29 protein-coding genes are annotated in these 25,429 nt (G+C 60.4%); 17 read left to right on the forward strand and 12 right to left on the reverse strand.

The annotated features are described in order from the left end of the window. Nucleotides 1-153: 153 nt before the first annotated feature. The 3 genes from GA0061100_RS16365 to GA0061100_RS34880 all read right to left on the reverse strand — a co-directional run bounded on the left by GA0061100_RS16365 (nt 154) and on the right by GA0061100_RS34880 (nt 2,324). Complete coding sequence (locus GA0061100_RS16365) at nt 154-1,107, reverse strand: acetyl-CoA carboxylase carboxyltransferase subunit alpha (protein ID WP_075853735.1); 954 nt, start codon at nt 1,105-1,107, stop codon at nt 154-156. Nucleotides 1,108-1,170: 63 nt separating this feature from the next. Further along, on the reverse strand, nt 1,171-2,160 hold the full coding sequence (gene xerD / locus GA0061100_RS16370; RefSeq protein ID WP_075853736.1) for a site-specific tyrosine recombinase XerD: 990 nt from the start codon (nt 2,158-2,160) through the stop codon (nt 1,171-1,173). Next, nucleotides 2,157-2,324, reverse strand: a complete 168-nt coding sequence (locus GA0061100_RS34880; protein ID WP_167459830.1) for a hypothetical protein — start codon at nt 2,322-2,324, stop codon at nt 2,157-2,159. The genes xerD and GA0061100_RS34880 overlap by 4 nt, the downstream gene beginning before the upstream one ends. A 160-nt stretch (nt 2,325-2,484) precedes the next feature. Between GA0061100_RS34880 and GA0061100_RS16375 the strand changes: the two genes are divergently transcribed. The 5 genes from GA0061100_RS16375 to GA0061100_RS16395 all read left to right on the forward strand — a co-directional run bounded on the left by GA0061100_RS16375 (nt 2,485) and on the right by GA0061100_RS16395 (nt 6,754). Continuing rightward, complete coding sequence (locus GA0061100_RS16375) at nt 2,485-3,078, forward strand: shikimate kinase (protein ID WP_075853737.1); 594 nt, start codon at nt 2,485-2,487, stop codon at nt 3,076-3,078. Next, nucleotides 3,075-4,205 (forward strand): 3-dehydroquinate synthase, encoded by a 1,131-nt coding sequence (aroB, locus tag GA0061100_RS16380; protein WP_075853738.1) that lies wholly within the window; start codon nt 3,075-3,077, stop codon nt 4,203-4,205. The genes GA0061100_RS16375 and aroB overlap by 4 nt, the downstream gene beginning before the upstream one ends. Beyond that, nucleotides 4,205-5,515, forward strand: coding sequence for an HlyC/CorC family transporter (locus tag GA0061100_RS16385; RefSeq protein ID WP_075853739.1), 1,311 nt, complete (start codon nt 4,205-4,207; stop codon nt 5,513-5,515). The genes aroB and GA0061100_RS16385 overlap by 1 nt, the downstream gene beginning before the upstream one ends. Before the next feature lie 163 nt (nt 5,516-5,678). After that, the gene (locus GA0061100_RS16390; protein WP_208621537.1) at nt 5,679-6,170 is read left to right on the forward strand and encodes a mobile mystery protein A; all 492 of its coding nucleotides are present in this window, start codon (nt 5,679-5,681) and stop codon (nt 6,168-6,170) included. After that, nucleotides 6,170-6,754 carry a mobile mystery protein B gene (locus GA0061100_RS16395; RefSeq protein WP_075853741.1) on the forward strand — a complete coding sequence of 195 codons (585 nt, stop codon included), beginning with the start codon at nt 6,170-6,172 and terminating at the stop codon, nt 6,752-6,754. The genes GA0061100_RS16390 and GA0061100_RS16395 overlap by 1 nt, the downstream gene beginning before the upstream one ends. Before the next feature lie 45 nt (nt 6,755-6,799). On the opposite strand, the gene GA0061100_RS16400 is transcribed toward GA0061100_RS16395, so the two are convergent. Then, nucleotides 6,800-7,087, reverse strand: coding sequence for a BolA family protein (locus GA0061100_RS16400; RefSeq protein WP_075853742.1), 288 nt, complete (start codon nt 7,085-7,087; stop codon nt 6,800-6,802). 107 nt (nt 7,088-7,194) lie between these two features. Here GA0061100_RS16400 and GA0061100_RS16405 point away from each other — a divergent pair, with 107 nt between their 5' ends. From GA0061100_RS16405 to GA0061100_RS16425, 5 genes are all read left to right on the forward strand, one after another. After that, complete coding sequence (locus tag GA0061100_RS16405; protein ID WP_075853743.1) at nt 7,195-7,815, forward strand: J domain-containing protein; 621 nt, start codon at nt 7,195-7,197, stop codon at nt 7,813-7,815. 309 nt (nt 7,816-8,124) lie between these two features. Next, nucleotides 8,125-9,114 (forward strand): cobaltochelatase subunit CobS, encoded by a 990-nt coding sequence (gene cobS, locus GA0061100_RS16410; protein WP_075853744.1) that lies wholly within the window; start codon nt 8,125-8,127, stop codon nt 9,112-9,114. A gap of 17 nt (nt 9,115-9,131) precedes the next feature. Continuing rightward, nucleotides 9,132-11,033, forward strand: a complete 1,902-nt coding sequence (gene cobT / locus GA0061100_RS16415) for a cobaltochelatase subunit CobT (protein ID WP_075853745.1) — start codon at nt 9,132-9,134, stop codon at nt 11,031-11,033. A 104-nt stretch (nt 11,034-11,137) separates the two neighbouring features. After that, nucleotides 11,138-12,142: an esterase-like activity of phytase family protein gene (locus tag GA0061100_RS16420; protein ID WP_075853746.1), complete on the forward strand. Its 1,005-nt coding sequence runs from the start codon at nt 11,138-11,140 to the stop codon at nt 12,140-12,142. 96 nt (nt 12,143-12,238) lie between these two features. Continuing rightward, a complete protein-coding gene (locus GA0061100_RS16425; protein ID WP_075853747.1) occupies nt 12,239-12,991 on the forward strand; it encodes an alpha/beta fold hydrolase in 753 nt (250 codons plus the stop codon). A 49-nt stretch (nt 12,992-13,040) separates the two neighbouring features. On the opposite strand, the gene GA0061100_RS16430 is transcribed toward GA0061100_RS16425, so the two are convergent. Together GA0061100_RS16430 and rpmB are read right to left on the reverse strand one after the other, a co-directional pair. Further along, the gene (locus GA0061100_RS16430; RefSeq protein ID WP_075853748.1) at nt 13,041-13,676 is read right to left on the reverse strand and encodes a queuosine precursor transporter; all 636 of its coding nucleotides are present in this window, start codon (nt 13,674-13,676) and stop codon (nt 13,041-13,043) included. A gap of 116 nt (nt 13,677-13,792) precedes the next feature. Further along, a complete protein-coding gene (gene rpmB / locus GA0061100_RS16435; protein ID WP_004107717.1) occupies nt 13,793-14,092 on the reverse strand; it encodes a 50S ribosomal protein L28 in 300 nt (99 codons plus the stop codon). A 237-nt stretch (nt 14,093-14,329) separates the two neighbouring features. Here rpmB and GA0061100_RS16440 point away from each other — a divergent pair, with 237 nt between their 5' ends. Next, the gene (locus tag GA0061100_RS16440) at nt 14,330-15,106 is read left to right on the forward strand and encodes a DUF3108 domain-containing protein (RefSeq protein ID WP_075853749.1); all 777 of its coding nucleotides are present in this window, start codon (nt 14,330-14,332) and stop codon (nt 15,104-15,106) included. A 140-nt stretch (nt 15,107-15,246) separates the two neighbouring features. After that, nucleotides 15,247-16,146 (forward strand): aromatic amino acid exporter YddG, encoded by a 900-nt coding sequence (gene yddG / locus GA0061100_RS16445; protein ID WP_075853750.1) that lies wholly within the window; start codon nt 15,247-15,249, stop codon nt 16,144-16,146. A 21-nt stretch (nt 16,147-16,167) separates the two neighbouring features. On the opposite strand, the gene GA0061100_RS16450 is transcribed toward yddG, so the two are convergent. The 3 genes from GA0061100_RS16450 to gloB form a co-directional block, all read right to left on the reverse strand. After that, complete coding sequence (locus GA0061100_RS16450; RefSeq protein ID WP_075853751.1) at nt 16,168-17,325, reverse strand: esterase; 1,158 nt, start codon at nt 17,323-17,325, stop codon at nt 16,168-16,170. Between the two features lie 135 nt (nt 17,326-17,460). Further along, entirely contained in the window at nt 17,461-17,886 is a 426-nt protein-coding gene (locus tag GA0061100_RS16455) for a cupin domain-containing protein (protein WP_075853752.1), read from the reverse strand. Beyond that, a complete protein-coding gene (gene gloB, locus GA0061100_RS16460; protein WP_075853753.1) occupies nt 17,886-18,656 on the reverse strand; it encodes a hydroxyacylglutathione hydrolase in 771 nt (256 codons plus the stop codon). Before gloB ends, GA0061100_RS16455 begins: the two co-directional genes overlap by 1 nt. Before the next feature lie 53 nt (nt 18,657-18,709). Between gloB and GA0061100_RS16465 the strand changes: the two genes are divergently transcribed. The 4 genes from GA0061100_RS16465 to GA0061100_RS16480 all read left to right on the forward strand — a co-directional run bounded on the left by GA0061100_RS16465 (nt 18,710) and on the right by GA0061100_RS16480 (nt 22,082). After that, nucleotides 18,710-19,489: a class I SAM-dependent methyltransferase gene (locus GA0061100_RS16465; protein ID WP_075853834.1), complete on the forward strand. Its 780-nt coding sequence runs from the start codon at nt 18,710-18,712 to the stop codon at nt 19,487-19,489. Nucleotides 19,490-19,590: 101 nt separating this feature from the next. Next, nucleotides 19,591-20,700 (forward strand): histidinol-phosphate transaminase, encoded by a 1,110-nt coding sequence (gene hisC, locus GA0061100_RS16470; RefSeq protein ID WP_075853754.1) that lies wholly within the window; start codon nt 19,591-19,593, stop codon nt 20,698-20,700. Next, nucleotides 20,697-21,626 carry a prephenate/arogenate dehydrogenase family protein gene (locus tag GA0061100_RS16475; protein WP_075853755.1) on the forward strand — a complete coding sequence of 310 codons (930 nt, stop codon included), beginning with the start codon at nt 20,697-20,699 and terminating at the stop codon, nt 21,624-21,626. The genes hisC and GA0061100_RS16475 overlap by 4 nt, the downstream gene beginning before the upstream one ends. Before the next feature lie 27 nt (nt 21,627-21,653). Then, a complete protein-coding gene (locus GA0061100_RS16480) occupies nt 21,654-22,082 on the forward strand; it encodes a GNAT family N-acetyltransferase (protein WP_075853756.1) in 429 nt (142 codons plus the stop codon). Between the two features lie 4 nt (nt 22,083-22,086). On the opposite strand, the gene GA0061100_RS16485 is transcribed toward GA0061100_RS16480, so the two are convergent. Beyond that, nucleotides 22,087-23,100 (reverse strand): DUF2125 domain-containing protein, encoded by a 1,014-nt coding sequence (locus tag GA0061100_RS16485; protein WP_075853757.1) that lies wholly within the window; start codon nt 23,098-23,100, stop codon nt 22,087-22,089. Between the two features lie 11 nt (nt 23,101-23,111). Between GA0061100_RS16485 and GA0061100_RS16490 the strand changes: the two genes are divergently transcribed. Next, nucleotides 23,112-23,684, forward strand: a complete 573-nt coding sequence (locus GA0061100_RS16490; protein ID WP_075853758.1) for a gamma-glutamylcyclotransferase — start codon at nt 23,112-23,114, stop codon at nt 23,682-23,684. A 27-nt stretch (nt 23,685-23,711) separates the two neighbouring features. On the opposite strand, the gene GA0061100_RS16495 is transcribed toward GA0061100_RS16490, so the two are convergent. After that, nucleotides 23,712-24,515: a lysophospholipid acyltransferase family protein gene (locus GA0061100_RS16495; protein WP_075853759.1), complete on the reverse strand. Its 804-nt coding sequence runs from the start codon at nt 24,513-24,515 to the stop codon at nt 23,712-23,714. 189 nt (nt 24,516-24,704) lie between these two features. Next, complete coding sequence (locus tag GA0061100_RS16500; RefSeq protein WP_075853760.1) at nt 24,705-25,421, reverse strand: YdcF family protein; 717 nt, start codon at nt 25,419-25,421, stop codon at nt 24,705-24,707. Nucleotides 25,422-25,429 lie beyond the last annotated feature (8 nt).

The raw sequence follows: 25,429 nt of genomic DNA on the forward strand, positions 1-25,429 counted from the left end.
TAGACGGCTTATACTTGAAAATTCCTTACCAGCCTATGACGTGCCTGCGGCGCGCCGGCAAGCTTTTCTTTGCCATAAAAGCTTCGATAACGGAAATGTGGCCAAGGTTTGGCCTCATTCCCGCTTTCAGCGATCACTTTTTCCGAATGCTGCTTAGAGATTGCGACCGATGTTGAGGAATTTCTGGCGGCGGTCGCTCCGCAATTGTTCGCCCGAACGGCTGGAAAGTTCTGCGAGCGCGTTCGCAATCGTCTCACCGGCCGAGCTTATCACCGCGTTCGGATCGCGATGCGCGCCGCCGACTGGCTCGGAGATGATGCCATCGATGACACCGAGGCCTTTCAGATCATCGGCCGTGATCTTCATGTTGGTCGCGGCTTCCTTGGCGCGCGTTGAATCGCGCCACAGGATCGAGGCCGCGCCTTCGGGCGAAATGACGCTATAGATCGAATGTTCGAGCATATAGACGCGGTTGCCGACGGCGATCGCGATGGCGCCGCCGGAGCCACCTTCGCCGATGACGATGGAGATGATCGGCACCTTCACGCCGAGACACATCTCGGTCGAGCGGGCGATCGCTTCGGCCTGGCCGCGTTCTTCTGCTCCGACGCCCGGATAGGCGCCGGCGGTGTCGACCAGCGTGATGACGGGCAACTGGAAGCGGTCGGCCATTTCGAGGATGCGGATCGCCTTGCGGTAGCCTTCCGGCCGGGCGCTGCCGAAATTGTGCTTCAGGCGGCTCTTGGTGTCGTTGCCCTTCTCCTGGCCGATGAGGGCGACCGGCTGACCGCGGAAGCGGGCAAAGCCTGCCTGGATGGCGGCGTCTTCGGAGAATTGGCGATCGCCGGCCAACGGCGTGAATTCGGTAAAGAGCGTGCTGGCATAGTCGACGAAATGCGGGCGCTGCGGGTGGCGGGCGACCTGCGTCTTCTGCCAGGCGTTGAGCTTGGAATAGATATCGGCCATCGCCTCGCGAACGCGGATTTCAAGCCGCCCGACTTCTTCGGACGTGTCGATGCTTTCGTCTTCGCTCGCCAGTTTCTTGAGCTCGTGAATCTTGCCTTCGAGATCCGAGATGGGTTTTTCGAAGTCCAGATAATTGTGCATGAGGTGCGTTTCCGATCCTTTTGCCCGTTACGAGAGATGGCGGCTTCAGCCTGTATGCCGGTCCTAATCCTGTTTTTTTGCCTGTTTGGCAAGGGGGTGATGCGTTTGGACCAGCTGATGAAGGCGTTCTTCCAGCACATGTGTATAGATTTGCGTCGTCGAAATGTCCGAATGGCCGAGAAGTTCCTGCACGACGCGCAGGTCTGCGCCATTGGCGAGAAGATGGCTTGCGAAGGCATGGCGCATCACATGCGGCGAGATCAGCGAAGGCGTCAGACCGGCCCGGATGGCAAGGTCCTTGAGATCGCGCGCAAAAACCTGACGCGGCAGGTAGCCCTGTCTGGAGGCGGCGGGGAAAAGCCATGGGCTTTCGGGGGCAGGGTTCTTGGCGTTCGCGGCAATCTCGGCCTGCAGCCGTCCATAGGTCTTCAACGCCGAAATGGCGGAATGCGACAGCGGCACCAGCCGCTCCTTGTTGCCTTTGCCACGGATCATCAGGAAGCGGCCTTCCTGATCCAGCACCTTTGCCGGCAGAGAGATGAGTTCGCTCACGCGCATACCCGTCGCATAGAGCATTTCCAGAAGCACCAGCATACGCAAGCGCTGCAGCCGGTCAGGCCCTTCGACCGCCGCCTCCTGTTCTGCCTGGGTCAGAAGCTTTGTCACCTCATCGACGCCCATCGTCTTCGGAAGGGCGCGGCCTTTCTTCGGCGCATCGAGAATTCCCGTCGGATCGTCGGTGCGCAGACCTTCGGCATAGAGGAACTTGTAGAATTGCCGCATGGCCGAGAGGCGGCGTGCCTGGGAGGACGGCTTGAAGCCCTGGCTCGACAGGCTGGAAAGGTATGAGCCCAGATCGCTGGAGCCGGCTTCCGTCAGGCGCACGCCCTGTTGGGACAAGAAGGTATGGAGATCGTCGAGATCACGCTCGTAGGATTGCAGGGTGTTGACGGCGGCGCCGCGCTCGGCGCTCATCATCTCGAGAAAGGCTTCCAGATGCACTCGCCCCAGATCCCTCTTGCCCGCTCGTACATTTTCAGCTTGCCCGCTCATGGTTTCAGCGAGCCTGTCGTCGGCGGGTTCAGGCGTTCGGGAGCAACGCGGATCGTCACATCGCGCGGTTGGGGATCGACGAAGAGCACGAGCGCCCACATCGCTCCATAGATCGATCCGGCGATGACCGCGCAGATGACAAGGAAGCGAAACAGGGTCGGCATTCGAAAACTCTCCTTCGCCGTTCATTGGCGTGGCGATGCGCAATAATTATGTCCTTCAAGGGTTAGCTGAAGGATATTGCAGACATGTTTACGGCAGCGGCGTCTTGACGCTACCGGTGCATTTGACGATACCGTTTCCAAAGAAATTGTGAATGGGCCGATGAGTGAACAAGTCCTGACCCTTGCCGAGAGCCTCAAAGACAGGGCGCGTGCTGCGCTGGGTCAGCGCAATCTCGTTTTCGTGGGATTGATGGGGGCAGGAAAATCCTCGATCGGCCGGCCCGTTGCGCAGCAGCTCGGCCTTCCCTTCGTCGATACGGACGTTGAAATCGAGCGCGTGTCGCGCATGACGATCGCCGAACTGTTTGCTGCCTATGGTGAGCAGGAGTTCCGGGCGCTGGAAACGCGCGTCATCAAGCGGCTCCTCAAGGGCGGCCCACGCGTCGTTTCGACGGGTGGCGGCGCGTTCATCAACGAAAGCACGCGGCTGCATGTCAAGCGCGGCAGCCTTTCCGTCTGGCTGAAGGCCGATCTCGACGTGCTGTGGGACCGGGTGAACAAGCGTGAGACGCGTCCTCTGCTCAAGACCGAGAATCCGAAACAGACCCTCGAGAACCTGATGAATGCACGCTATCCGATCTATGCGGAAGCCGATATCACGGTTCTCTCCCGCGACGTGAGCAAGGATATCATGGTCAAGGAAGTTCTTGCCGCCATCGCCGAGGGAAAGAAAGCAGAAAGCAAAATACGATGAATGCGATCACACCGGCTTCCGCTGAGCGTCTCGTACGCGTACCTCTTGGCGAGCGTGCCTATGACATCCTGATCGGCCCCGGCCTGATCGCGCGTGCAGGCCAAGAGATCGCCGCGCGGCTGAAGGGCCGCAAGGCCGCCATCATCACCGATGAAAACGTCGCGCCGCTTTATCTCGGCGCATTGGTCACCAGCCTTGAAGCGGCCGGTGTCCAGGCCTCCAGCCTCGTTTTGCCCGCCGGCGAAAAGACCAAGAGCTTCGAGCACCTGATCACCGTCTGCGATGCGGTGTTGACGGCGCGCGTCGAGCGCAACGATGCGGTGATTGCGCTTGGCGGCGGTGTCATCGGCGATCTCTCGGGCTTTGCCGCCGGCATCGTGCGGCGCGGCGTTCGTTTCGTCCAGATTCCGACCTCGCTGCTGTCGCAGGTGGATTCGTCGGTCGGCGGTAAGACCGGCATCAACACCCATCACGGCAAGAACCTAGTCGGCGTCTTTCATCAGCCGGACCTCGTGCTTGCCGATACCGACGTGCTGAATACGCTGAGCGAGCGTGAATTTCGCGCCGGTTACGCCGAAGTCGCCAAATACGGCCTGATCGACAAGCCCGATTTCTTCGCCTGGCTCGAGGCGAACTGGAGGCAAGTCTTCTCGGGCGGTGCTGCTCGCATCGAGGCGATCGCGGCAAGTTGCCAGGCAAAGTCTGACGTCGTCGTTGCCGATGAACGCGAAAACGGCCCCCGCGCCCTGCTCAATCTCGGCCACACCTTTGGCCACGCGCTGGAGGCGGCCACCGCCTATGACAGCCGCCGGCTGGTGCATGGCGAGGGCGTCGCGATCGGCATGGTGCTGGCGTATGAATTTTCCGCGCGCCTCAATCAGGCAAGTCCGGATGACGCCAGGCGCGTCGAGGCGCATCTGAAGACTGTGGGCTTGCCGACCCGGATGGGCGATATTCCGGGTGCGCTGCCGCCAGCCGAAACGCTGATGGATGCGATCGCGCAGGACAAGAAGGTCAAGAGCGGCAAACTCACCTTCATCCTCACGCATGGCATCGGCCAATCCTTCGTTGCCGATGATGTGCCGTCCTCCGAAGTCTTGAGTTTCCTGAAGGAAAAGCATCCCTGATGACCGTCGAGGGCACGCTGGCTGTATTGTTCGAATATTGGCCCGAGATCGTCTCGATCATCGCGCTCGTGCTGCTGTCAGCCTTCTTCTCCGGTTCGGAAACCGCGCTGACCGCCGTCTCGCGCACGCGCATCCATACACTCGAAGCAAATGGCGACGAACAGGCCGGGATCGTGCGGCGTCTGATCGAGCGTCGCGACCGGCTGATCGGTGCCCTGCTGATCGGCAACAATCTCGCAAACATCCTGGCCTCTTCGCTTGCGACCAGCGTCTTCCTCGGCCTGTTCGGCAATTCCGGCGTGGCGCTGGCGACGGCGGCGATGACCGTCATTCTCGTCATCTTCGCCGAAGTGCTGCCGAAAAGCTGGGCGATTTCAACGCCGGATCGCTTCGCGCTCAATGTGGCCGGCACCGTGCGGCTGTTCGTTGCCTTCGTCGGCCCGATCTCAAGTTTCGTCAATGCCATCGTTCGCTGGATCCTTGGCCTGTTCGGCATCAACCTCTCCAGGGAGGTGTCGATGTTATCGGCGCATGAGGAGCTGCGCGGCGCCGTAGACCTGCTTCACCGTGAGGGTTCCGTGGTCAAGGCCGATCGCGACCGTCTGGGCGGCGTGCTCGATCTCGGTGAGCTGGAGCTGTCCGACATCATGGTGCACCGCACGGCGATGCGGGCCATCAATGCCGACGATCCGCCCGAGGTCGTGGTGCGCGCGATCCTCGACAGCCCCTATACGCGCATGCCGCTCTGGCGCGGCACGATCGACAACATCATCGGCGTCGTTCATGCCAAGGATCTGCTGCGGGCGCTGGCGGAGCGCAATGTCGAGCCGGAAAACCTCGATATCGTCAAGATCGCGCAAAAGCCCTGGTTCGTGCCCGACAGCACCAACCTCGAAGACCAGCTCAATGCCTTCCTGCGCCGCAAGCAGCATTTCGCCGTGGTCGTCGACGAATATGGCGAGGTGCAGGGTATCGTCACCCTGGAAGACATTCTGGAAGAAATCGTTGGCGATATCGCCGACGAGCACGACCTCGATATCCAGGGTGTGCGTCAGGAAGCCGACGGTTCGATCGTCGTCGATGGCGTCGTGCCGATTCGCGACCTGAACCGTGCGCTCGACTGGGATCTGCCCGACGAAGAGGCGACGACGATCGCCGGCCTCGTCATCCACGAATCGATGACCATCCCCGAAGAGCGTCAGGCCTTCACCTTCTACGGCAAGCGCTTCATCGTGATGAAGCGGGAAAAGAACCGCATCACCAAGCTGCGTATTCGCCCCGCCGAGACGGAAGAGGCAAAGCCGGAGTAGGCTTGATCTCAAGAGATAAATTGGTCGTGAAAAGCATGAGGAAGTACCTCATGTTAAGCGTTGACTGCGCAATTATGCTTTATATGTATATATATAAATATACAATTTGTATGTTTTTGTATCGCCTTGCCTGTACAAAATTTTTAAAATCGTATAGCTATAGATGCGCAAATGGGTGTTGGCGGCAAACTCGATGAGTGTAAAAAAAGCAGTGGCGAAGCAATATGCCAGGCTGGTCGATAAAGCTGCGGGCCAGCTCTGGAGCGATTCGCCGCCTGAAGGCTGGATAACCACTATGAGGAAGGCGCTTGGAATGTCCGTACAGCAGCTTGCGGGTCGGCTGGCGGTAAGCCGTGGTGCGATTTATCAGGCGGAGCAAAATGAGCGTTTGAAGACGATTTCCATCGGGCAGCTGGAAAAGCTTGCGGAAGCGATGGGAGGGCGTTTCGTTTATGGCATCGTGCCGAAGGGTTCCGTTGAAGAGATGATCATGGATCAAGCGCGGACAAAGGCACGGTCGATGATCTATCGGACTAATGCCCATATGGCCTTGGAGAAGCAGGCCCTGCAGCTGGATATTCTCAATGACGAGATCGAAAGCCTTGCCAGGGAAATCGCGGAAAAAAGACCATCGGATCTCTGGGCGGCGGATTGATGTTTCAGGAACCGGAGGGCGCGACGCCGCTTGACGTTGACGATATCGAGGGACTGAAATTCAAGCACATCACGACTCGCCTTCAACTCGACGAGCTTGAAAGCGCAAACATCACGGCCGGTCTTCGCTGGGCAGCGCGGCGGCGGACGGGTGACATTCTGATGGACGAATTTGTAAGGACACTCCACAAGAGGTTGTTTGGCGACGTTTGGATATGGGCTGGAACCTATCGTCTGACCGAGAAAAACATTGGTATCGACCCATTTCAAATATCTGTTCAGCTTCGGATCCTCTTGGACAATGCGCGCTATTGGGCCGGACATTTGGTGTTTCCGCCCAAGGAAGCTGCTGCTTGCTTTCATCATAGAATGGTGCAGATACATCCTTTCCCGAACGGAAACGGCCGGCACGCTCGCATAGCGGCTGATATTTTCCTTCAAGACTATTTCGGGCACCCGCCGATTGAGTGGGCGAGCGGCGTGGATCTGCAAGCCGATAACGAGCGACGGAACGCCTACATCCTCGCTCTTCGGGCCGCGGATGCCGGCAACATGGCGCCACTTTTCAATTTTGTCGGAGCTTGATGCGCAGTTGGGGGCCGGCGTGGCTAGGCTATACGCTGTGCCCGCCTACCAGCGCACTGCCTCTCCCGGAGCGGCGGGCTCCACGGCCAGCGCATGCAGGCCGGCATCCAGTTCCGGCTTCAACAGCTCGTTGATCGCCCTGTGGCGCGCAAGGCGCGGCATGCCCGAAAACTTGGCGGAAACGATGCGAACTCTTATATGAGTTTCGCCGGTTCCGGTCATGTCGGGCTGGTGACCCGCATGAAGGTGGCTTTCATTGATGACGGCAAGGCGCTCGGGCGCAAAGGCGTCGTTGAGCTTCCGCTCAATGCGGGATTGCAGTGTCGTTTCCATATTCCCGCGTCGACCTCGCTCACGAAAAAAGGCTCCCACAAAGCCTATAACATTCCTGTTTGTCAATTCTTGTTGTGGGGTATCCAAGGCCCCATAATTAGGACGCCATGAGACTTGATTCAAAATATTTCGATCGAATTCGCACTCGCCGCAAACGCGCGCAGGAGCCCGAACAGGGTCCGCCGACGTGCCAGTGGGATGGCTGCGACAAACACGGCACGCATCGCGCCCCGGTCGGGCGCAATGCGGAAGGGCAGTTCTTTTTGTTCTGCTTCGAGCACGTCAAGGAATACAACAAGGGCTATAATTATTTCTCCGGCCTCTCGGACGGGGAGATCGCGCGCTACCAGAAGGAAGCCATTACCGGCCATCGTCCGACCTGGACCGTGGGCGTCAACAAGGCAGCCAAGAACAGCCCGCTTCATTCCGATATCCGATCGGGTTCCTATTCCCGCGTCCGCGATCCGTTCGGCTTCGTCAAGGAAGGCGAGGGACAGGGTCGCGGCCCGCGTTTCCCGCAGCAGCGCAAGCTGAAAACGCTGGAAGCGAAAGCGTTCGATACCATGGGTCTCGGCGCCAACGCCTCGGCCCCGGAAATCAAGCGCCGCTACAAGGAATTGGTGAAAATGCACCATCCCGATGCCAATGGCGGCGACCGCGGATCGGAGGAACGCTTTCGCGCGGTTATTCAGGCCTATCAATTATTGAAGCAGAACGGTTTTTGTTAATTCCCGTCCTTGCTCTCCGCCTTCAATCAGGTATGGTCCAAATCGGCTGAAGCTGCGGGCAACCGCGGCAGGGTGCGCATTTGGCTAGCTGCACCTCGGTCAACTTTCCGGACGCGGCGTTTCTTGTCCGGGGACTCTGTTCAAGGATGCTCGCAAGCGATCGTATCATCGCGCCGAGATTTTGCTTTAGTCCCGGAGAAGTATCGCCGCTGTTCCGACCGAACGGATGCGGGCAACAAGCTGCGGCGTTTCGGATAAATCGGCTGAGTTTGATATGGCAGGGTGAGAGCCACCCGCCCTGGAGACATGATGAGCAAGATTGACCTTGATATTTCCGAAGTCCCCGACACCACCGTTTCGGTCCGTGAAGTCTTCGGCATTGATTCCGACATCCGCGTCCCTGCCTACAGCCAGGGCAGCGCCTACGTGCCCGATCTGGATACGGATTACCTCTTCGACCGCGAGACCACGCTCGCCATTCTCGCCGGCTTCGCTCATAACCGCCGCGTGATGATCTCGGGCTATCACGGCACTGGTAAGTCCTCCCACATCGAGCAGGTCGCTGCGCGCCTCAACTGGCCGTGCGTGCGTATCAACCTCGATAGCCACGTCAGCCGTATCGATCTCGTCGGCAAGGATGCGATCGTCGTCAAGGATGGTCTGCAGATTACGGAATTCAAGGACGGTATTCTGCCCTGGGCCTACCAGCACAATGTCGCGCTCGTCTTCGACGAATACGATGCCGGCCGTCCGGACGTGATGTTCGTCATCCAGCGCGTGCTGGAATCCTCGGGCCGCCTGACCCTGCTCGACCAGAGCCGCGTCATCCGTCCTCACCCGGCCTTCCGCCTGTTTGCAACCGCCAACACCATCGGCCTCGGTGACACCACCGGCCTCTATCACGGCACGCAGCAGATCAACCAGGCACAGATGGACCGCTGGTCGATCGTGACGACGCTGAACTACCTGCCGCATAACAACGAAGTCGATATCGTGCTGGCGAAGGTGAAGTCCTTCCGCAACGACAAGGGCCGCGATACCGTCTCCAAGATGGTCCGCGTTGCCGACCTGACGCGCGCGGCTTTCATGAATGGCGACCTGTCGACCGTCATGAGCCCGCGTACCGTCATCACCTGGGCCGAGAATGCGGAAATCTTCGGCGATGTCGCCTTTGCCTTCCGCGTCACCTTCCTCAACAAGTGTGACGAGCTGGAGCGGCCGCTGGTCGCCGAGCACTATCAGCGCGCCTTTGGTGTCGAGCTGAAGGAAAGTGCCGCCAACATCGTGCTCGAAGCCTAAGGAAAAGCCGACACATCATGTCAGGTCGCGGAGATAATTCCAAAGCGAAGCCGGGTGCCCCGGTGGACATGGAGCCGTTGCGCCGGGCGATCACTGGCTGTGTGCGCTCGATCGCCGGCGATGCCGAGGTCGAGGTTGCATTCGCCAATGAACGCCCGGGGATGACTGGCGAGCGCATCCGCTTGCCGGAGCTTTCGAAGCGGCCGACAGCCCATGAGCTCGCGGTGACCCGCGGGCTTGGCGATTCGATGGCGCTGCGGCTCGCCTGCCATGATGCCCGCGTGCACGCGGTGATGTCGCCGCAGGGTGCGGATGCCCGCAGCATCTTCGATGCCGTCGAGCAGGCACGCGTCGAATCGATCGGTTCGCTGCGCATGAGCGGCGTTGCCGCCAACCTCAATTCCATGAATACGGAGAAATACGCCAAGGCGAACTTCTCCGGCATCGAACGACGCGAGGATGCGCCGATCGGCGAAGCCATGGCGATGATCGTGCGCGAGAAACTGACCGGTCAGAAGCCACCGGAAAGCGCCGGCAAGGTGCTGGACCTCTGGCGCCCCTTCATCGAGGAAAAGACCGGCGGTCAACTCGAGAACTTGCTTTCGGCGATCAACGACCAGCAGAGCTTTGCCCGTGCCGTGCGCAACATTCTGACAGCCATGGAAATGGCCGAGGAGTATGGCGACGAGCAATCCGAGCCCGACAGCGAGGAGCAGCCGAGCGAAGAGGACAAGCCGAACGGCGAGGATCAGGATAACGACGACGTCAAGGAAGACGAAGGCTCCGATGCCGCGCCGGCCGAGGACAGCGAAGCTTCCGACGAGCAGATGGAAGACGGCGCGACCGAAGACGGCGGCGAGATCTCCGACGACGACATGAGCGAAGAGGGCGAGGAAGATTCCGAAACGCCGGGCGAGACCCGCCGTCCGAATACGCCTTTCGCCGACTTCAACGAGAAGGTCGACTACCACGTCTATACGGAGGAGTTCGACGAGACCACGACGGCACAGGAATTGTGCGACGTGGCCGAGCTGGAGCGTTTGCGCGCTTTCCTCGACAAGCAGCTCGCCCATCTGCAGGGTGCCGTCGGTCGGCTGGCAAACCGCCTGCAGCGCCGCCTGATGGCGCAGCAGAACCGCTCGTGGGACTTTGATCTGGAAGAGGGTTATCTCGATCCGGCACGGCTGCCGCGCCTGATCATCGACCCGATGCAGGCTCTGTCATTCAAGATGGAGCGCGATACGCAGTTCCGCGATACGGTCGTGACGCTGCTGATCGACAATTCCGGCTCGATGCGCGGACGGCCGATCACGGTTGCCGCCTCCTGCGCCGACATCCTGGCCCGCACGCTGGAGCGCTGTGGCGTGAAGGTTGAGATCCTCGGCTTCACCACCAAGGCCTGGAAGGGCGGGCAGGCGCGCGAGAAGTGGCTTGCCAGCGGCAAGCCGCAGACGCCGGGCCGCCTGAACGACCTGCGCCACATCATCTACAAGTCCGCGGACGAGCCTTATCGCCGGTCGCGCAGCAATCTCGGCCTGATGATGCGCGAGGGCCTGCTCAAGGAGAACATCGACGGCGAGGCGCTGATCTGGGCGCATAACCGTCTCCTTGGCCGTCGTGAGCAGCGCCGCATCCTGATGATGATCTCGGACGGCGCGCCGGTCGATGATTCCACGCTGTCGGTCAATCCGGGCAATTATCTGGAGCGGCACCTGCGTGCCGTGATCGACCAGATCGAGACGCGTTCACCCGTCGAACTGCTGGCGATCGGCATCGGCCATGACGTCACGCGATATTATCGCCGCGCCGTCACCATCGTCGACGCCGACGAGCTTGCTGGCGCCATGACGGAACAGCTTGCCTCGCTGTTCGAGGATCAGACGAGCATGCCGCGCTCGCGCATGCGCCGCGCCAGCTGAGCCCGCTGTCGCTCCTTCCGGCATCGGCCTTGCGGCCGGTGCCCTTTCCAGCCAGCGGCACTGCTCCTTCAGGCCGCCGCGCATCCAGGGCATGGGCTGCTTTGATGGCAGCCGTTTTGGCAACATTGCTTGTCGGCTGCAGCGCCGGCGATGATGGCGAGGAAGGCGGTCCGGCAAATATCCGCGCCACGGTGATTTCCACGTTCAGGCCGGGCTCGAATGAAACGCGATTCGGTTCGCTGGAATTTGTCGGCGGCCTTGAACTCAGTTCGGACAACGCGCTTCTCGGAGCCATCTCCGCCATTCGTTTCCGTTCCGACCTGCGGCATTTCATTTCGGTACTGGATACCGGTCATTGGCTGACGGGAGCGATCGAGCGCGACGATGAGGGCCGGCTGAAGGGTATCAGCGACACCCGTATCTTGCCTATGATCGATCGTCACGGCGGCACAGACGCCGGCAGGAGCGGTATGGATGCGGAGGGGCTGGCGCTGCGAGACGATCATGTCCTTGTCAGCTACGAACAATATCATCGCATCGACGCCTATCCCGACCCGGGCTTCGAGATTTCACCACCTGACGGCACCTTGCCACTCCCGATCCCGAGATTGCAGCTGCGCGCCAATCGCAGCCTCGAGGCGCTGATGATTGCGCCGCAGTCGAGCCCGCTTGCCGGCGGTGCTGTCATCGTTACGGAAGATAGCCGGGATGATGAGGGCAATATGCTTGCCGCCATTCTGGACGGTCCGTTGAGTGGTCGCTTCACCGTCCGGCATGATGGCGAGTTCAGTGTCAGCGATGGCGTCTTTCTGCCTGATGGCGACCTGTTGCTGCTGGAGCGGCGCTTCGGGCTGATGCATGGCCTTGGCGTGCGCATCCGCCGCATTGCTGGCGCTGATATCAAGCCGGGCGCCGTTGTGGATGGCAATGTCATCTTCGAAGCCGGCACGCGAGAGCAGATCGACAATATGGAAGGTATCGACGTCTTTCGCGCCGCCGATGGCTCGCTTCACCTCATTCTGGTCTCGGACGACAATCATTCGATCCTGCAGCGCAGCCTGATGCTCGAATTTCGCCTGCGCGACGACGATCTCGTCAGCCAGAACTAGAAGCGAGGCCGGCCGATTTATTCGCTGCGCCTGCATTGAGCAAATCTCGGTCGTGGGCTAAGCGACACCTTTGCTCCAACAACCGGATTCCTCGACATGTCTGCTCACGACAAACCTATCGTGCTGGTGCATGGGCTCTTTGGCAGCCTGAGCGACCCCAAGATCCTGGCTGCTTTCGGCAATGACGATGTTCATGCTCCCGATCTTATCGGCTATGGTCGCAATCGCGCGGCGGACACCAGCAGCCTCTCCCTTCTTGATCAGGCGCGTCATATTGCGGATTTCATATCCGGCCTTGGCGCGGGCAGGGTGCATCTGGTCGGCCATTCGGTTGGCGGCGCGGTTTCGATGCTGGTCGCCAGCCATTTCCCCGAACTCATCGAATCGCTGACAAGCGTCGAAGGAAATTTTACGCTGAAGGATGCATTCTGGTCGGGCCAGATTGCCGTGAAGCCGGTCGAGGAAGTGGCAGGCATCATTTCGGGCTATGAAGCCGATCCGGACGCGTGGATCGCCGGCGCAGGCGTACAGATCAACGATTGGACGTCATCGCTCGCCAGAGGCTGGCTTGCCAATCAGCCGCCGTCGACGATCAAGGCGCAGGCGAAGGCGGTGGTCGCGGCAACGGGCGAGCCTACCTATCTGGAGGCCGTGCGCGGCATTCTGCAATCCGACATTCCCGTTTATCTGATTGCCGGACGTCGCTCGGCGGAGGGCTGGGATGTTCCCGATTGGGCGAATGATCTCTGCACGGCGCGGATCAATATTGCCGATACCGGCCATTTGATGATGGCAGAAAGCCCGAATGCCTTCGCCGCCGCCGTCCTGAACTGCCTGTCATATCGGTAAAAGGAGCCTCGGCGCGCATCGAAATGATCCGCGCCGAACGATCGACCGCTCAGGCGGTCGGCGCCTGCGACATCGGCTTCAGCATGTTCATCAGCGCGCCATAGGGCAGCAGCATCACGAGGCCGACGGTCACCTTGACCGAGAAATCGCCGATCGCCCAGGAAATCCAGCGCGGGGCAGATGTCGAGAACACGCCGAGGATCGGTGCCCAGTCGATCGCGAAGGGATCGTTCGGTCCGAAGAAGACGAAGAAAGGCGCGAAAGCGAAGGAGAAGAAGATCAGCGTATCCAGCATCGAGCCGATCAGCGAGCCGAACAGTGGCGCGCGCCACCAGGCCATACGGCGCAGGCGGTTGAAGACCGAGATATCAAGCAGCTGGCCGGCAAGATAGGCCGAACCGGAGGCGATCGCGATGCGCGGCTGCGCCGTATAGAAGGACAGCGCGACGCCGACGACGAAGCCGGCGAAGACGACCTTGCGCGCGGCCCTGGGGCCGAACTGGCGGTTGGTCAGATCGGTGATGAGGAAAGCGACAGGATAGGTGAAGGCGCCCCAGGTGAGGATATCCGCGAGATTGATGCCGGCGAGGGTGGCCTGCAGCGGATACTGCACGAGGATATTGGAAGCGACGACGACCAGCGTCATCAGCAGAACGTAGATAAGGGTATGACGCAGTGTCAGCATTTTTTTTATCCTGGGAGATGCCACCAGTTGAAGGAAACCGGACATGGAAAAAGGCTTGTCCGGAAATGATCCGTGCAAGCCTCTTAGCCGGTAATGATATCGCGAAGCGCTAGTGCTTAGGCAGCAACAGCAGCTTCGGCAGACTTCTTGACGATCTGACGACGCAGCAGGCGAGCGCGCATGCTGAGTTCGTTTTCGCTTGCCTTGATAAGGAAAGCATCGAGACCACCGCGATGTTCAACCGAGCGAAGCGCTGCAGCGGAAACGCGCAGACGATAGCGCTGGCCGAGAACGTCGGAGATCAGCGTGACCTGGCAGAGGTTCGGCAGGAACCGACGCTTGGTCTTGTTGTTGGCGTGGCTGACATTGTTGCCCACGAGGACGGCCTTGCCGGTCAATTCGCACATGCGGGACATGGTACACCTACTTTTGTTTTTCTAGGCCATCGGATAGTCATCTCGGGCAAAGCCCGGCACGCAATCCAATAGGCCGTAATTGGAAAGTTGCGGTTCTATAGTCAGAGAGGCCGGCCGCGTCAAGCCAAACCTTGTGTTTTCCCGCAATTCCGTCAAAAAGCTGCTGTTGTCTGGCGCTCGCAGCAGGCGAGCAAAGCGACTATATAACTTGCCTGATCCTCGTTGAAGGCCTTGATCATGGTTCAAATTCGGAAGTGGCTTATTATTTCAGCTATCGTTGCGTCGGTGCCGTCAATGGCTCTGGCCGATGTGCTGCGGCATGAAACGCGCTATCGCGTTTCGCTGGCCGGCCTGCCGATCGCAAGAGCCGATTTCAAGACCGAAGTCACCGGCAAACAGTTTACCATTCGCGGCGATATCACCTCTGCCGGCCTTGCCGATCTCGTGACGTCCATCGACGCGCGGACCGATGTGACCGGCGTCGTCAACGACAGCAAGCTGCAGGCAACGCACTACACGCTCTTCTACAAGAGTGGCAAGAGAGAGCGCACCTATGATGTCGCCTATGCCAACGGCAATGTGACGTCGAACACGATCACGCCTGAACCGAAGCGCCCGGACACCTGGGTTCCCCTTACGGAAGCGGACCTGAAGGCGGTGCTCGATCCGATATCCGGCATGATCTTTCCGATCACGCCGAGCCTCAACCTCTGCAACCAGACGCTGGCTGTCTTCGACGGCGAGATGCGCATGGATCTGAAATTGTCGCCGAAGGGGTCGCATCCCTTCTCGACCGATGGCTTCAAGGGCAAGACCATCGCCTGCGCTGTGCGCTTCACGCCGAAGAGCGGCTATAAGAGCACGCGCAAGGACTATCTCTATCTCGCCAAGAGCGACAATATGGAGATCTGGTTTGCCAAGGCCGATGCCATGAATGTCTATGCCCCGGTCTATGTCCGCATCCCGACGCAATACGGGACGGTGACGATCACGGCCGTAAAATACGGCAGCTAGCCCCGTCAACCGCTTCGCGGAATCACTTGACGGTTCTCGCTGTTGTTCTTACGCAATTCCAGATGGAAAATTGTTGTGCATTTTTCCTGGAATTGCTTTAGCGGGCCGGGGATGTCCGCGATAACGAACTGGGGGCAGGGGTGAAATTTCGCGCGACGCTGACGGGCTTTTCGGCCATTCTGATGTGGTCGTTTCTGGCGCTCTTGACCGTCGCCTCCGGCAAGATGCCGCCATTTCAGTTGCTCGCCATCTGCTTTGCTATCGGCAGCATTCCGGGCATCGTCGTCCTCCTGCTCAAACCCGAGCGCCTGCAGCTGCTGCGCCAACCCGCCAAGGTCTGGATAACAGGCATTGCTGGCCTGTTCGGCTACCACTTCCTCTATTTCACCGCGTTGCGCCATGCGCCGGCGGTGGAGGCAGGGCTGATCGCCTATCTCTGGCCGTTGCTGATCGTCGTCGGCTCCGCGCTGCTGCCTGGCGAGCGGCTGCGCTGGTATCACATCCTGGGCGCCTTGATGGGGCTGGCGGGCACGGTTCTGATCGTCGGTCGCAATGGATTCCATTTCGAGGGCGCCTATGCCGTCGGCTATGGCGCGGCCTTCCTCTGCGCCTTCACCTGGTCCGGCTATTCGCTGATCACGCGCCGTTTCGAGGCCGTTTCCACCGACGTTGTCACCATCTTCTGCCTCGTGACGTCGATTCTTTCCCTTTTCTGCCATCTTGGCCTGGAGGAAACCATCTGGCCGGAGAACACGGCGCAGTGGATCGCGGTACTGGGCCTTGGCCTCTTTCCGGTCGGGGCTGCGTTCTATGCCTGGGACTACGGCGTCAAGAACGGCGATATCCAGATTCTCGGCGCAGCAAGCTATGCTGCGCCGCTGCTGTCGACGCTCATCCTCACGCTGTTCGGCTTTGCGGAGCCGAGCTGGGGCATTGCGCTTGCTTGCCTGCTCGTGACCGGTGGGGCGGTACTGGCCGCCCATCGCATGATCCTGCGTCGGGACGATGCAGTGCCGACGCAGGTGGAAGCGGCGGAATAGCTCCGCCGCAATCGCTGTCGTTTATTTCTTGAAGACCTCTTCCAGGAAGGCCACGAGCGATGGCCGCCAGACATCCATCTCATGCTGGAGGTCCGGATATTCGTGGTACTCATGCTTGATCTTCTTGTCGTCGAGCGTCGCCTTCAAGCCCGCGACGTCCTTGCCGACGACCTGGTCCTTGCTGCCGACCGTCACCGTGAAGTTACGCAGAGCCTTGTTGATCTTCTCCGGCTCGTTCAGCACGGCATCGACGGTCTTGTTCGGAACGGTCGTGGTGCTGACGCCGCTGAAGGTTGCGACCCAGCCGAAGGTGTCGAGATGAGAAAGACCGGACACGAGGGCCTGATAGCCGCCCTGAGACAGGCCGGCTACGGCGCGGCCGCTTGCCTCGTTTCGCACCCGATAATGCTTCTTCATGTACGGGATAAGGTCTTCGGTCAGCTCGCGATCGGCCGCCTCGGCATTTGCCGGATAGAAGTTTGCGCGGCGATCGGCGGCCGGGAAATTCTCGGCGATCGCGTTCGGTACGTCGGTTTCCGTATCGGGGATGACGACGATCATCGGCTCGATCTTCTTTTCGGCAAGCAGATTGTCGAGGATCTGCGGCGCGCGGCCCTGGAGGACCCAGGACCCCACCGTATCGCCGAAGCCGTGATAGAGATAGAGCACGGGCAGCGGCTTGGAGGAATCGGTATAGCCGGGCGGCGTGTAGACATACATCTGCCGCTCCGAATCGAGCGCTTTGGAATGGAGCGTCACCAGCCGCAGGTCGCCATGCGGTACGTTGCGGGTATCGAGAATGCTGCCGGGCACCAGGATGAGGCTGGTATTGACCTGTCGCTGCGGCTTGGGCGCATTGGTGCCGGTGTCGATGCTGCGGAAGCCGTCGACGTTGAAGTAATACTCGTAGAGGTTCGGCTTCAGCACCTCCGTTTTCGCACTCCATGTGCCATCGTCGCCGCGTTGCATGGCGATGGGATCGCGCGAGCCCAAGGCAACGGAAACCGCCTTTGCCGCTGGAGCATAGAGGCGGAAGGTGATCGACCCATCCTTCTCGACCGAAGTCACGAAGTTTTTCAGGGGCTTTTCGGCCGGCGGCGAAGCCGGTGCATCAAGGGCAAAGACAGGCGCGCTCACGACGCAACCTGCTGCAACGAGCAAAGGGAACAACAAACGCACGAAAAAACCTCCTCCAGTTGAATCAATTTTCACTCTCCCCGTGTAAAGCTGACACAGCGCGTCGCTTTTTCAAGACTGCCGCTGCGCGCCGTCTGGTCGCATCCTGCGTGATGTCAATGAAAGGCAAAAAGAGGTTCAGTCTGAGATCGGCTTCCAGTCTGGCGGCGCCATCTCGAAGCTTGAAAATTCGAAACCGGGCGCGACCGTGCAGCCGACGAGCGTGAATTCGCCGAGGCTTTCGGCCGATTGCCACCAATTGGCGGGAATGATCGCTTGCGGGCGCTCGCCCTTCGCCAGATCCATGCCTAGCACGAGCCTTTCACTGCCCTTGCCGTCGGCGGAGCGATGCAGGGCGAGAGGCGCGCCGGCATAATAATGCCAGACTTCGGCGGCATCGTGGACCCGGTGCCAGTGCGAGCGCTCGCCCGCCTCCAGCAGATAGTAGATCGCGGTGGAATGGCCACGCGCGCCGCCATTTGCGTCGCGAAACGTCTGCACGTACCAGCCGCCTTCCGGATGCCGCTGCATGGAAAGCGTCTCGATGATTTCCTTTGCCTGCATCAGAAATTGTCCTTGCGCTTGCGGATCTCGGCGAAGACCTCGTCATTGCTGCGGCTTTCCATCAGCAGGTGGCGGCGGATCGACGGATCGGCGGCGCGCAAGAAGGGGTTGGTTTCCTTCTCCAGCGCCAGCGTCGTCGGAATGGTGAACTTACCCCCCGCCCTTAATGCCTCGATATCGGCGGCGCGCGCCTTCAGCCGCTCGTTGTCGGGATCGATGGTCAGCGCGAAGCGGGCGTTGGAGAGCGTGTATTCATGGCCGAAATAGACGGCCGTTTCGTCCGGCAGCACGGCGAGCTTCTGCAGCGACGCCCACATATCCGCTGCCGGCCGTTCGAACAGGCGGCCGCAGCCAAGCGCAAACAGCGTATCGGCGGCAAAAAGCAGCTTGTCGTCGGCAAAGTGATAGCAGACGTGGCCGGCAGTGTGGCCGGGCGTTTCGATGACATTGACCGTATGGCCGGCGAACTCGAACGTATCGCCATCGCCGACGGCGCGATCGAGGCCGGGAATGGCGACGGCCTCGTTGATCGGGCCGATGATCTCGCAGCCGAACTGCTCCTTCAGCGCCAGATTGCCCTCGACGTGATCGGTGTGATGATGGGTCGTCAGGATGTGGCTGATCGTCCAGCCGCGCCGATCGGCCGCCTTCAGGACCGCATCTGCCTCCGGAGCGTCGATCGATGCCGTCAATCCGGTTTCCGGATCGTGGACCAAGACGCCGAAATTGTCGGAACGGCAGATAAAAATCTCTAATTCCAATGGTTTCATGATCGAAATCGTCCTCGTCTTTTACGTTGATGGAGAATGTAAGCCGTTCGGCCTTGAAGTCCAACGCTCGGCTGATAACATTTGTTTCGATGCACGCCGATATTGTCGATCTCCGCCAGTTTTATCATTCCGAGCTCGGTCGCTTGGCGGAGCAGTCGATCGCCATGGCGTTGTCCTCCATCTGGGCGCGGATGCCGGAAGAGCGGCTTGTCGGCCTCGGCTATGCCGTTCCCTATCTCGATCGCTTCCGCGCCGATACCGAGCGCACCTTCGCCTTCATGCCGGCGGGGCAGGGAGCGGTGAACTGGCCGATGGGTTCGGCCTCGTCGACGGCGCTGATCTTCGATGAAGAGCTTCCTCTGCCGGATAGTTCGATCGACCGGGTGCTGATGGTGCATTCGCTGGAATTCGCCGAAAGCCCGCGGGAGACGCTGAAGGAGCTCTGGCGTGTGCTGGCGCCGGGCGGGCGGCTTGTCATCGCCGTGCCGAACCGTCGTGGTGTCTGGGCGCGCATGGAGCACACGCCCTTCGGCTCCGGCCGGCCCTATTCGCGCGGCCAGCTTACGTCGCTGCTGCGTGAAACCAATTTCACGCCGGGTGCGACCGCAGAAGCACTCTTCTTCCCACCTTCCAAACTGCGCACGGTGCTGCGGCTGCGCCGCGCCTTCGAGCGGGTCGGCCGCACCCTTTGGCCGGCATTTTCGGGCGTCATCATCGTCGAGGCGCAGAAACGGCTTTATCAGGGCCTGCCCGTTGCTGTTCGCGCCTCGCGTCGTGTCTTCGTGCCGGTTCTAGCGCCGCGCGGCATACCGACGACGCGCGACGGCACCTGATGCTTTCGCCGTCGCGTCACACTCGACAAATTTGTTAATCCGCATTAATGCGACGGGGTGTCATAAACCGGAATTTTCCGGTCTTTCCCAAGGTCGATCCCATGAGCATGGAAATGAGCAAGCCCGTCCCGCGTCCCGGCATTCTCGATATAGCCGCCTATGTGCCGGGCAAGGAGCATGCGCCGGGCGTTGCGCGCGTGTTCAAGCTCTCCTCGAATGAGACGCCGCTTGGCGCCAGCCCCAAGGCCATCGAAGCCTTCCGCGGTGCTGCCGAACATCTCGAACGCTATCCGGATGGACAGGCCAAGGAATTGCGCCAGGCGATCGCCGATGTGCATGGGCTGAATGTGGCCAATATTCTTTGCGGAGCCGGCTCGGACGAGCTGCTCGGCCTGCTCTGCCACACCTATCTCGACACCGGTGACGAAGGCATCATCACGGAGCACGGCTTCCTGGTCTATAAAATCCAGATCATGGCGGCCGGCGCGACGCCCGTGACGGTCAAGGAAAAGGATTGCACCGTCGATGTCGACGCGATCCTGGCCGCCGTCACGGAGAAGACCAAGATGGTCTTCATTGCCAACCCCGCCAATCCCACCGGAACTTATGTGCCGGTCAGCGAGATCCGCCGTCTGCAGGCGAGCCTGCCGAAGCATGTCATCCTCGTGCTCGACGCGGCCTATGCGGAATATGTCCGTCGCAACGACTATGAGGCCGGCCTTGAGCTCGTTTCGGCAAACCAGAACGTCGTCATGACCCGTACCTTCTCGAAGGTCTATGGTCTGGCGGCCCTTCGCATCGGCTGGATGTATGGTCCGGTCGATATCGTCGATGCGATCAACCGCGTGCGTGCTCCGTTCAATCTGAACAGCGCCGCCATCGCGGCTGGGGCGGCCGCCATTCGCGATCAAGCCTTCACCGAGAAGGCCGTAGCGCACAATACGCTCTGGATCGGGAAGATGACGGCTGCGCTCGAGGCTCTCGGCCTCAAGGTAACGCCGTCGGTTGCGAATTTCGTGCTGATCCATTTCCCTGACAGCGACGGCAAGCGCGCTGCGGAGGCGGACGATTTCCTGACGAGCCGCGGCTATATCCTGCGTGCCGTCCGAGCCTATGGCTTCCCGAACTCGTTGCGCTTGAGCATCGGCACCGAAGAGGCCAATCTCGGCGTCATCGACGCTCTGACCGAATTTACGGGACGCAAGGCATGAGCAACATCCAGTTCGACCGCATCGCATTGATCGGTATCGGCCTTATCGGCTCCTCCATCGCCCACGATATCAAGCGACTCGGGCTTGCCAAGGAAGTGGTGATCTCGACGCGCAGCGCCGAGACGCTGAAGCGCGCCGAAGAGCTGAAGCTCGGCGACCGTTACACGCCATCTTCGGCCGAAGCGGTCAAGGATGCCGATCTCATCATCGTCTCGGTGCCTGTGGGAGCCTCGGAGAGCGTCGCCAAGGAAATCGCCGCACATTTGAAGCCGGGCGCCATCGTCACCGATGTCGGCTCGACCAAGGCCTCGGTCATCGCGCAGATGCAGCCGCATATGCCCTCCAACGTGCATTTCATTCCGGGCCATCCTCTGGCGGGTACGGAAAAGTCCGGCCCGGATGCAGGCTTTCCAGGTCTCTTCAAGGGACGCTGGTGCATCTTCACACCCGTTCCCGGCACGGACGAAGCAGCGATCAAGACGCTTCGCGGCTTCTGGGAAACTTTGGGCTCCCGCGTCGACGAAATGGACCCAGAGCATCACGACAAGGTCCTGGCGATCGTCTCGCATCTGCCGCACCTGATCGCCTATAACATCGTCGGTACCGCCGACGATCTGGAGACGGTGACCGAGTCGGAAGTCATCAAATATTCCGCTTCCGGCTTCCGCGACTTCACGCGCCTTGCCGCATCCGATCCGACCATGTGGCGCGACGTCTGCCTGCACAATCGCGATGCGATCCTGGAGATGCTGTCGCGCTTCTCGGAGGATCTGGCGTCGTTGCAGCGCGCGATACGTTGGGGGGACGGCGACAAGATCTTCGAACTGTTCACCCGTACGCGCGCCATTCGCCGCTCGATCGTCGAAGCCGGCCAGGACGTCGACGTGCCTGATTTCGGCCGTCACGCGCTGGATGCGAAGGAATAGGCATCCCGACGCAAGGGAGTGGCGCTCATGATCGTCAGACGCGGGCGCTCCGAAGATCTGCCCTGGCTCATCGAGCACGATGATGCGAGCGAAGCCTGGATCAGCCGTTGCGTCCAGCACGGCGAATATTTCGTGGCCGAGAAGGATGGCGAGCTCGTCGGCTTTCTGCGCTTCAGCCGCTTCTGGGGCAAAATACCCTATATGGACATGATCCGTGTGCTGCCGTCGCGCCAGCACGACGGCGTGGGAACAGCCTTGTTCCACGCCTGGGAAACCGCCATGATCGACGAGGGTGCCGAGCATCTGATGACATCGAGCGAATGGGCGGAGGCTGAGCCGCAGGCATGGCACCGCCGCAACGGCTTCAAGGCCGCCGGTAGCATCGACCTTCGCATCATCCAGCCGAGCCCGGAGATATTCTTCGTGAAGGATATTTCCGGCACCCGCAAAGAATAGGCTCTCAGATCGGCGGGATCTTGCCGAGCGGGATGAAGCCGCTGAGCGAGAGGCGGCCACGATCGGCTGTCAGATCAACCGAGACCTTGTCGCCGCCATTGGCAAGCGCCTTCAGCATCTTCGTCGCCGTCTTGATGATGTTCTTGGCAGCGGGAAGCGTATTGGTCAGGCTATCGCCCCATGGCCCGATCTGGTTGATCTCCAGCTTGAACTGGCCGGACAGAAAACCCTCATCGTCAAAATTGAAGGGGCCGGAAAGCGTCATGATGCGCCCGTCACCGATGTCGATGACCGCTTGATGCAGCACGCCGGCGGTGCCGCGAAGCCCCTCGCGGTCGCTGCCATCGAGCAAGCCGGCCTTGCCAGCCAGTGTGACGTTGGCGCTCGTCGATGCGGTCGGCAGCGTTTGCGGAAAATCCTTGATCACGGCATTGGCATTTTCGACGCCGATGGCGAGATCCAGGTCACTGCCATTCTGGTTGGCATGCATCTCCGTATGGGCAGCGGTGACATTGACGCTCTGGCCGGTGACGGAGGAGACGATGCCGGCTTTCAACCCTTCGATGACAGTCTGAGTTTGCGCGACACCGCGGCCCTTGGCAACGAGGTTCGATTGCAGGTCGGTCCATTCGGCCGATACGGTCAGGCCCTCCGTCGTCCGCAATTCTGCAGGGGATTTCAGGCTCCAGTTGACATGGTTGGGCTGAAAGACGGGTGCGGAGGCGCTGAGCCTGTCGAAATTGGTGGAGACGCCACGCGTCTGGTTGTCGACCGTGACCGTGTCGCAGGTGAGCCCGATGGAGAAGGGGAAGCCGTTGAAGGCCATGTTCTCGCATTTTCCGGCAACGCCGGCGCTGTTCTGCTGGCCGAGCGCTTTCAGGACATTGGCCCTGACGAAACTGGTCGCATAGTACCATCCGCCGGTGTAAAGACCGGCCAGGACCACCACCAGCCCCAGAAGGATGAGCCACAGACGCTTGCCTCGGCCGGTCGTTACGCTCTGGCTTGACGCTGCCATGTTGTTCTCCAATGGTTGGACTGAAGCTTCACAGTGATTTGGCGTTGGATATGGACGAATTTTGGGTGTTTGGCTACGGATCCCTCATGTGGAATCCGGGCTTTGGTTATGACGAGCGGGCCGAGGCTCTGATTTTTGGTTATCGTCGCTCGCTCTGCGTCCGTTCCTGGGTTCATCGCGGCACGGAAGAAAACCCCGGCCTGGTCCTTGGCCTCGATCGCGGCGGTTCCTGCCGCGGCATGGCCTTTCGGGTTCCGGCCTCTTCCTGGGATGAAGTGTTGACCTATCTGCGCGAGCGCGAACTCGTGACCAACGTCTATCTGGAAAAGACCCTGCCGATCCGGCTCGCCGACGGGCGGCGCGTGACCGCCGTCGCCTATGTCGTCGATCGCAACCACAGGCAATATGCCGGTTCGCTGGATGCGGTGGAGGCAGCGCATGTGGTGGAAGCCGCCATCGGCCGCTCCGGCCCGAACGATGCCTATGTTTTCAATACGCTGACGCATTTGCGCGACATGGGTATTCACGATCATTGGCTCGAGCAGGTCGCCGGCGAAGTGGAACGGATGCGGAAGGCATCCTGAGTCCATCTCGTTGCGTCCAGAGTTTTCTCAGACTGCGGCGGTAACGGGCTTTGCCTTGGCGATCTCGGCCAGACGCTGCGCCGCCGTCGGCGGAACCGGCAGGTTCGGGTTGTTGGCGATCGTCTCGACCAGCAGCTCGTCGCTTGCTTTTTCCGTTTCCTCGATCAGGCGTGCGAAAAAGGCATCCGGGTCCATGCCGGGCTCGATCGGCGGCAGGATGCGTACCTTGATATGGCCGGGATACTTGCGGAAGGTGCGGCGCGGCCAGAAGAGGCCGGGATGCATGGCAACGGCGACGACGGGGATTCCAAGGTCGCGATACATGCGGGCGATGCCGTATTTATAGACGGGTTCGGCGCCCGGCGGGCGGCGGGTGCCCTCGGGATAGATGATGAGCTGGCGGCCTGTGGCGAGTTCTTCGCGGGTGCGCTTCAGGACGTCGAACATGACCTTGCCGCGGGCGCTGCGATCCACCGGGATCATGCGCTGCTTGCCGGCATACCAGCCGAACAATGGTATCCACATCAGCTCGCGCTTCAGGATATAGACCGGATCGTCGAGATAGGGCAGCAGCGCGAACGTATCCCAGAAGGATTGATGCTTGGGCGCGAAGATGAAGCTGCCCTTGGGGAGATTCTCAAGGCCCTCGATCTCGAAGGTCGTCCCGACGATCTTCTCCATCAGCCAGGTGCTGGACTTCGCCCATGCCTTGGGGATGGCATAGGCCGCCTTGCGCGGCATCAGGAAATAGATCGGCGTCAACACGATCATGCGAATGATCAGATTGGCATAGAAGACTGTATTGAACAGGATCGAACGCAAGATAATCATCGAGGCTTTCCCAACGCACCGGCTTGCGCCGGCATCCGAAGGTTTGCCTACACGATTACGGCGTCAATAAAAAGTCGGTGCTTGCGTGCTTTTCGCGTCTTGCATCGCGTCGCGATCTGCAAGATCTGATCTTTGCGCTTGACGCTTTTGATATCGCGCGAACCGTTACGGAGTTTGGTGTGGCAAGCCTCAGTCGTCATCCTCGATAGGCTGCCGCGAGCGCAGGCCTATCGGCCGTCCGAGACCGGTCAGGTTGCGGGCACCCGCAAGGAGAACCTTGGCATATTCGGAGATCATCGTGCGAAGCGCGTTCGGGTCCGTGAACCAGTTCTTGGTCTTCAGATCGGAGTTGACGACCGGATAGGGAATGAAATCGGTCGAGGGATCGACATATTTCAGCTCGGCGAGGCTGCGCGGCATATGGTAGTTGTTCGTCACCACGAGAACGCTCTTATAGCCTCTGGCGTGAATCCATTTTGCTGCCTCGCGGGCATTGCCGATCGTATCGAGCGCGTCATAGCCGATGTCGACACAGCAGCTGAACAGGCTGGCGGAACTCTGCGTCAGCTTGCGGATCTGCGTCGGCGTTGTGGTCGGATGCGCGCCCGATATCAGCAGGCGGTTGCCGGCACCGGTGCGCAGCAGCTCCACCGCCTGATCGATACGCTGATAGCCGCCCGTCAGCACGACGATGGCATCGGCCTTGGGGTCCAGCGGCGGCTTCAAGGTGGTGATCGAATCGGCGAAATGCAGGAAGCCGCCGAAAATGATGGCGACCAAAAAAATGAAGGCGAAGCCGCCCCAGCGCAAAAGACGTCGGAACAGGCTGCGGCGCACGGGTCTGTCGCCGCGGGAATGTTCCCGCAACGGCTGCGAACTCACGGTCTTGCGAGTCGTCAGATCCATGCTCATGA

Origin of the sequence: Martinezella hainanensis (assembly GCF_900094555.1) — a bacterium.
GTDB lineage: Bacteria > Pseudomonadota > Alphaproteobacteria > Rhizobiales > Rhizobiaceae > Rhizobium > Rhizobium hainanense.

Excerpts from the sequence above, each read along its gene's own strand:
- GA0061100_RS16385 (WP_075853739.1), top strand. The coding sequence starts at position 4,205 with ATGACCGTCGAGGGCACGCTGGCTGTATTGTTCGAATATTGGCCCGAG.
- GA0061100_RS16405 (WP_075853743.1), top strand. The coding sequence starts at position 7,195 with ATGAGACTTGATTCAAAATATTTCGATCGAATTCGCACTCGCCGCAAA.
- xerD (WP_075853736.1), bottom strand. The coding sequence starts at position 2,160 with ATGAGCGGGCAAGCTGAAAATGTACGAGCGGGCAAGAGGGATCTGGGG.
- cobS (WP_075853744.1), top strand. The coding sequence starts at position 8,125 with ATGAGCAAGATTGACCTTGATATTTCCGAAGTCCCCGACACCACCGTT.
- GA0061100_RS16395 (WP_075853741.1), top strand. The coding sequence starts at position 6,170 with ATGTTTCAGGAACCGGAGGGCGCGACGCCGCTTGACGTTGACGATATC.
- GA0061100_RS16425 (WP_075853747.1), top strand. The coding sequence starts at position 12,239 with ATGTCTGCTCACGACAAACCTATCGTGCTGGTGCATGGGCTCTTTGGC.
- GA0061100_RS16480 (WP_075853756.1), top strand. The coding sequence starts at position 21,654 with ATGATCGTCAGACGCGGGCGCTCCGAAGATCTGCCCTGGCTCATCGAG.
- GA0061100_RS16440 (WP_075853749.1), top strand. The coding sequence starts at position 14,330 with ATGGTTCAAATTCGGAAGTGGCTTATTATTTCAGCTATCGTTGCGTCG.
- GA0061100_RS16500 (WP_075853760.1), bottom strand. The coding sequence starts at position 25,421 with ATGGATCTGACGACTCGCAAGACCGTGAGTTCGCAGCCGTTGCGGGAA.
- GA0061100_RS16485 (WP_075853757.1), bottom strand. The coding sequence starts at position 23,100 with ATGGCAGCGTCAAGCCAGAGCGTAACGACCGGCCGAGGCAAGCGTCTG.
- GA0061100_RS16365 (WP_075853735.1), bottom strand. The coding sequence starts at position 1,107 with ATGCACAATTATCTGGACTTCGAAAAACCCATCTCGGATCTCGAAGGC.
- GA0061100_RS16390 (WP_208621537.1), top strand. The coding sequence starts at position 5,679 with ATGCGCAAATGGGTGTTGGCGGCAAACTCGATGAGTGTAAAAAAAGCA.
- GA0061100_RS16375 (WP_075853737.1), top strand. The coding sequence starts at position 2,485 with ATGAGTGAACAAGTCCTGACCCTTGCCGAGAGCCTCAAAGACAGGGCG.
- cobT (WP_075853745.1), top strand. The coding sequence starts at position 9,132 with ATGTCAGGTCGCGGAGATAATTCCAAAGCGAAGCCGGGTGCCCCGGTG.
- GA0061100_RS16455 (WP_075853752.1), bottom strand. The coding sequence starts at position 17,886 with ATGCAGGCAAAGGAAATCATCGAGACGCTTTCCATGCAGCGGCATCCG.
- GA0061100_RS16420 (WP_075853746.1), top strand. The coding sequence starts at position 11,138 with ATGGCAGCCGTTTTGGCAACATTGCTTGTCGGCTGCAGCGCCGGCGAT.
- GA0061100_RS16430 (WP_075853748.1), bottom strand. The coding sequence starts at position 13,676 with ATGCTGACACTGCGTCATACCCTTATCTACGTTCTGCTGATGACGCTG.
- hisC (WP_075853754.1), top strand. The coding sequence starts at position 19,591 with ATGAGCATGGAAATGAGCAAGCCCGTCCCGCGTCCCGGCATTCTCGAT.
- GA0061100_RS16495 (WP_075853759.1), bottom strand. The coding sequence starts at position 24,515 with ATGATTATCTTGCGTTCGATCCTGTTCAATACAGTCTTCTATGCCAAT.
- GA0061100_RS16490 (WP_075853758.1), top strand. The coding sequence starts at position 23,112 with ATGGTTGGACTGAAGCTTCACAGTGATTTGGCGTTGGATATGGACGAA.
- aroB (WP_075853738.1), top strand. The coding sequence starts at position 3,075 with ATGAATGCGATCACACCGGCTTCCGCTGAGCGTCTCGTACGCGTACCT.
- rpmB (WP_004107717.1), bottom strand. The coding sequence starts at position 14,092 with ATGTCCCGCATGTGCGAATTGACCGGCAAGGCCGTCCTCGTGGGCAAC.
- GA0061100_RS16400 (WP_075853742.1), bottom strand. The coding sequence starts at position 7,087 with ATGGAAACGACACTGCAATCCCGCATTGAGCGGAAGCTCAACGACGCC.
- GA0061100_RS34880 (WP_167459830.1), bottom strand. The coding sequence starts at position 2,324 with ATGCCGACCCTGTTTCGCTTCCTTGTCATCTGCGCGGTCATCGCCGGA.
- GA0061100_RS16475 (WP_075853755.1), top strand. The coding sequence starts at position 20,697 with ATGAGCAACATCCAGTTCGACCGCATCGCATTGATCGGTATCGGCCTT.
- gloB (WP_075853753.1), bottom strand. The coding sequence starts at position 18,656 with ATGAAACCATTGGAATTAGAGATTTTTATCTGCCGTTCCGACAATTTC.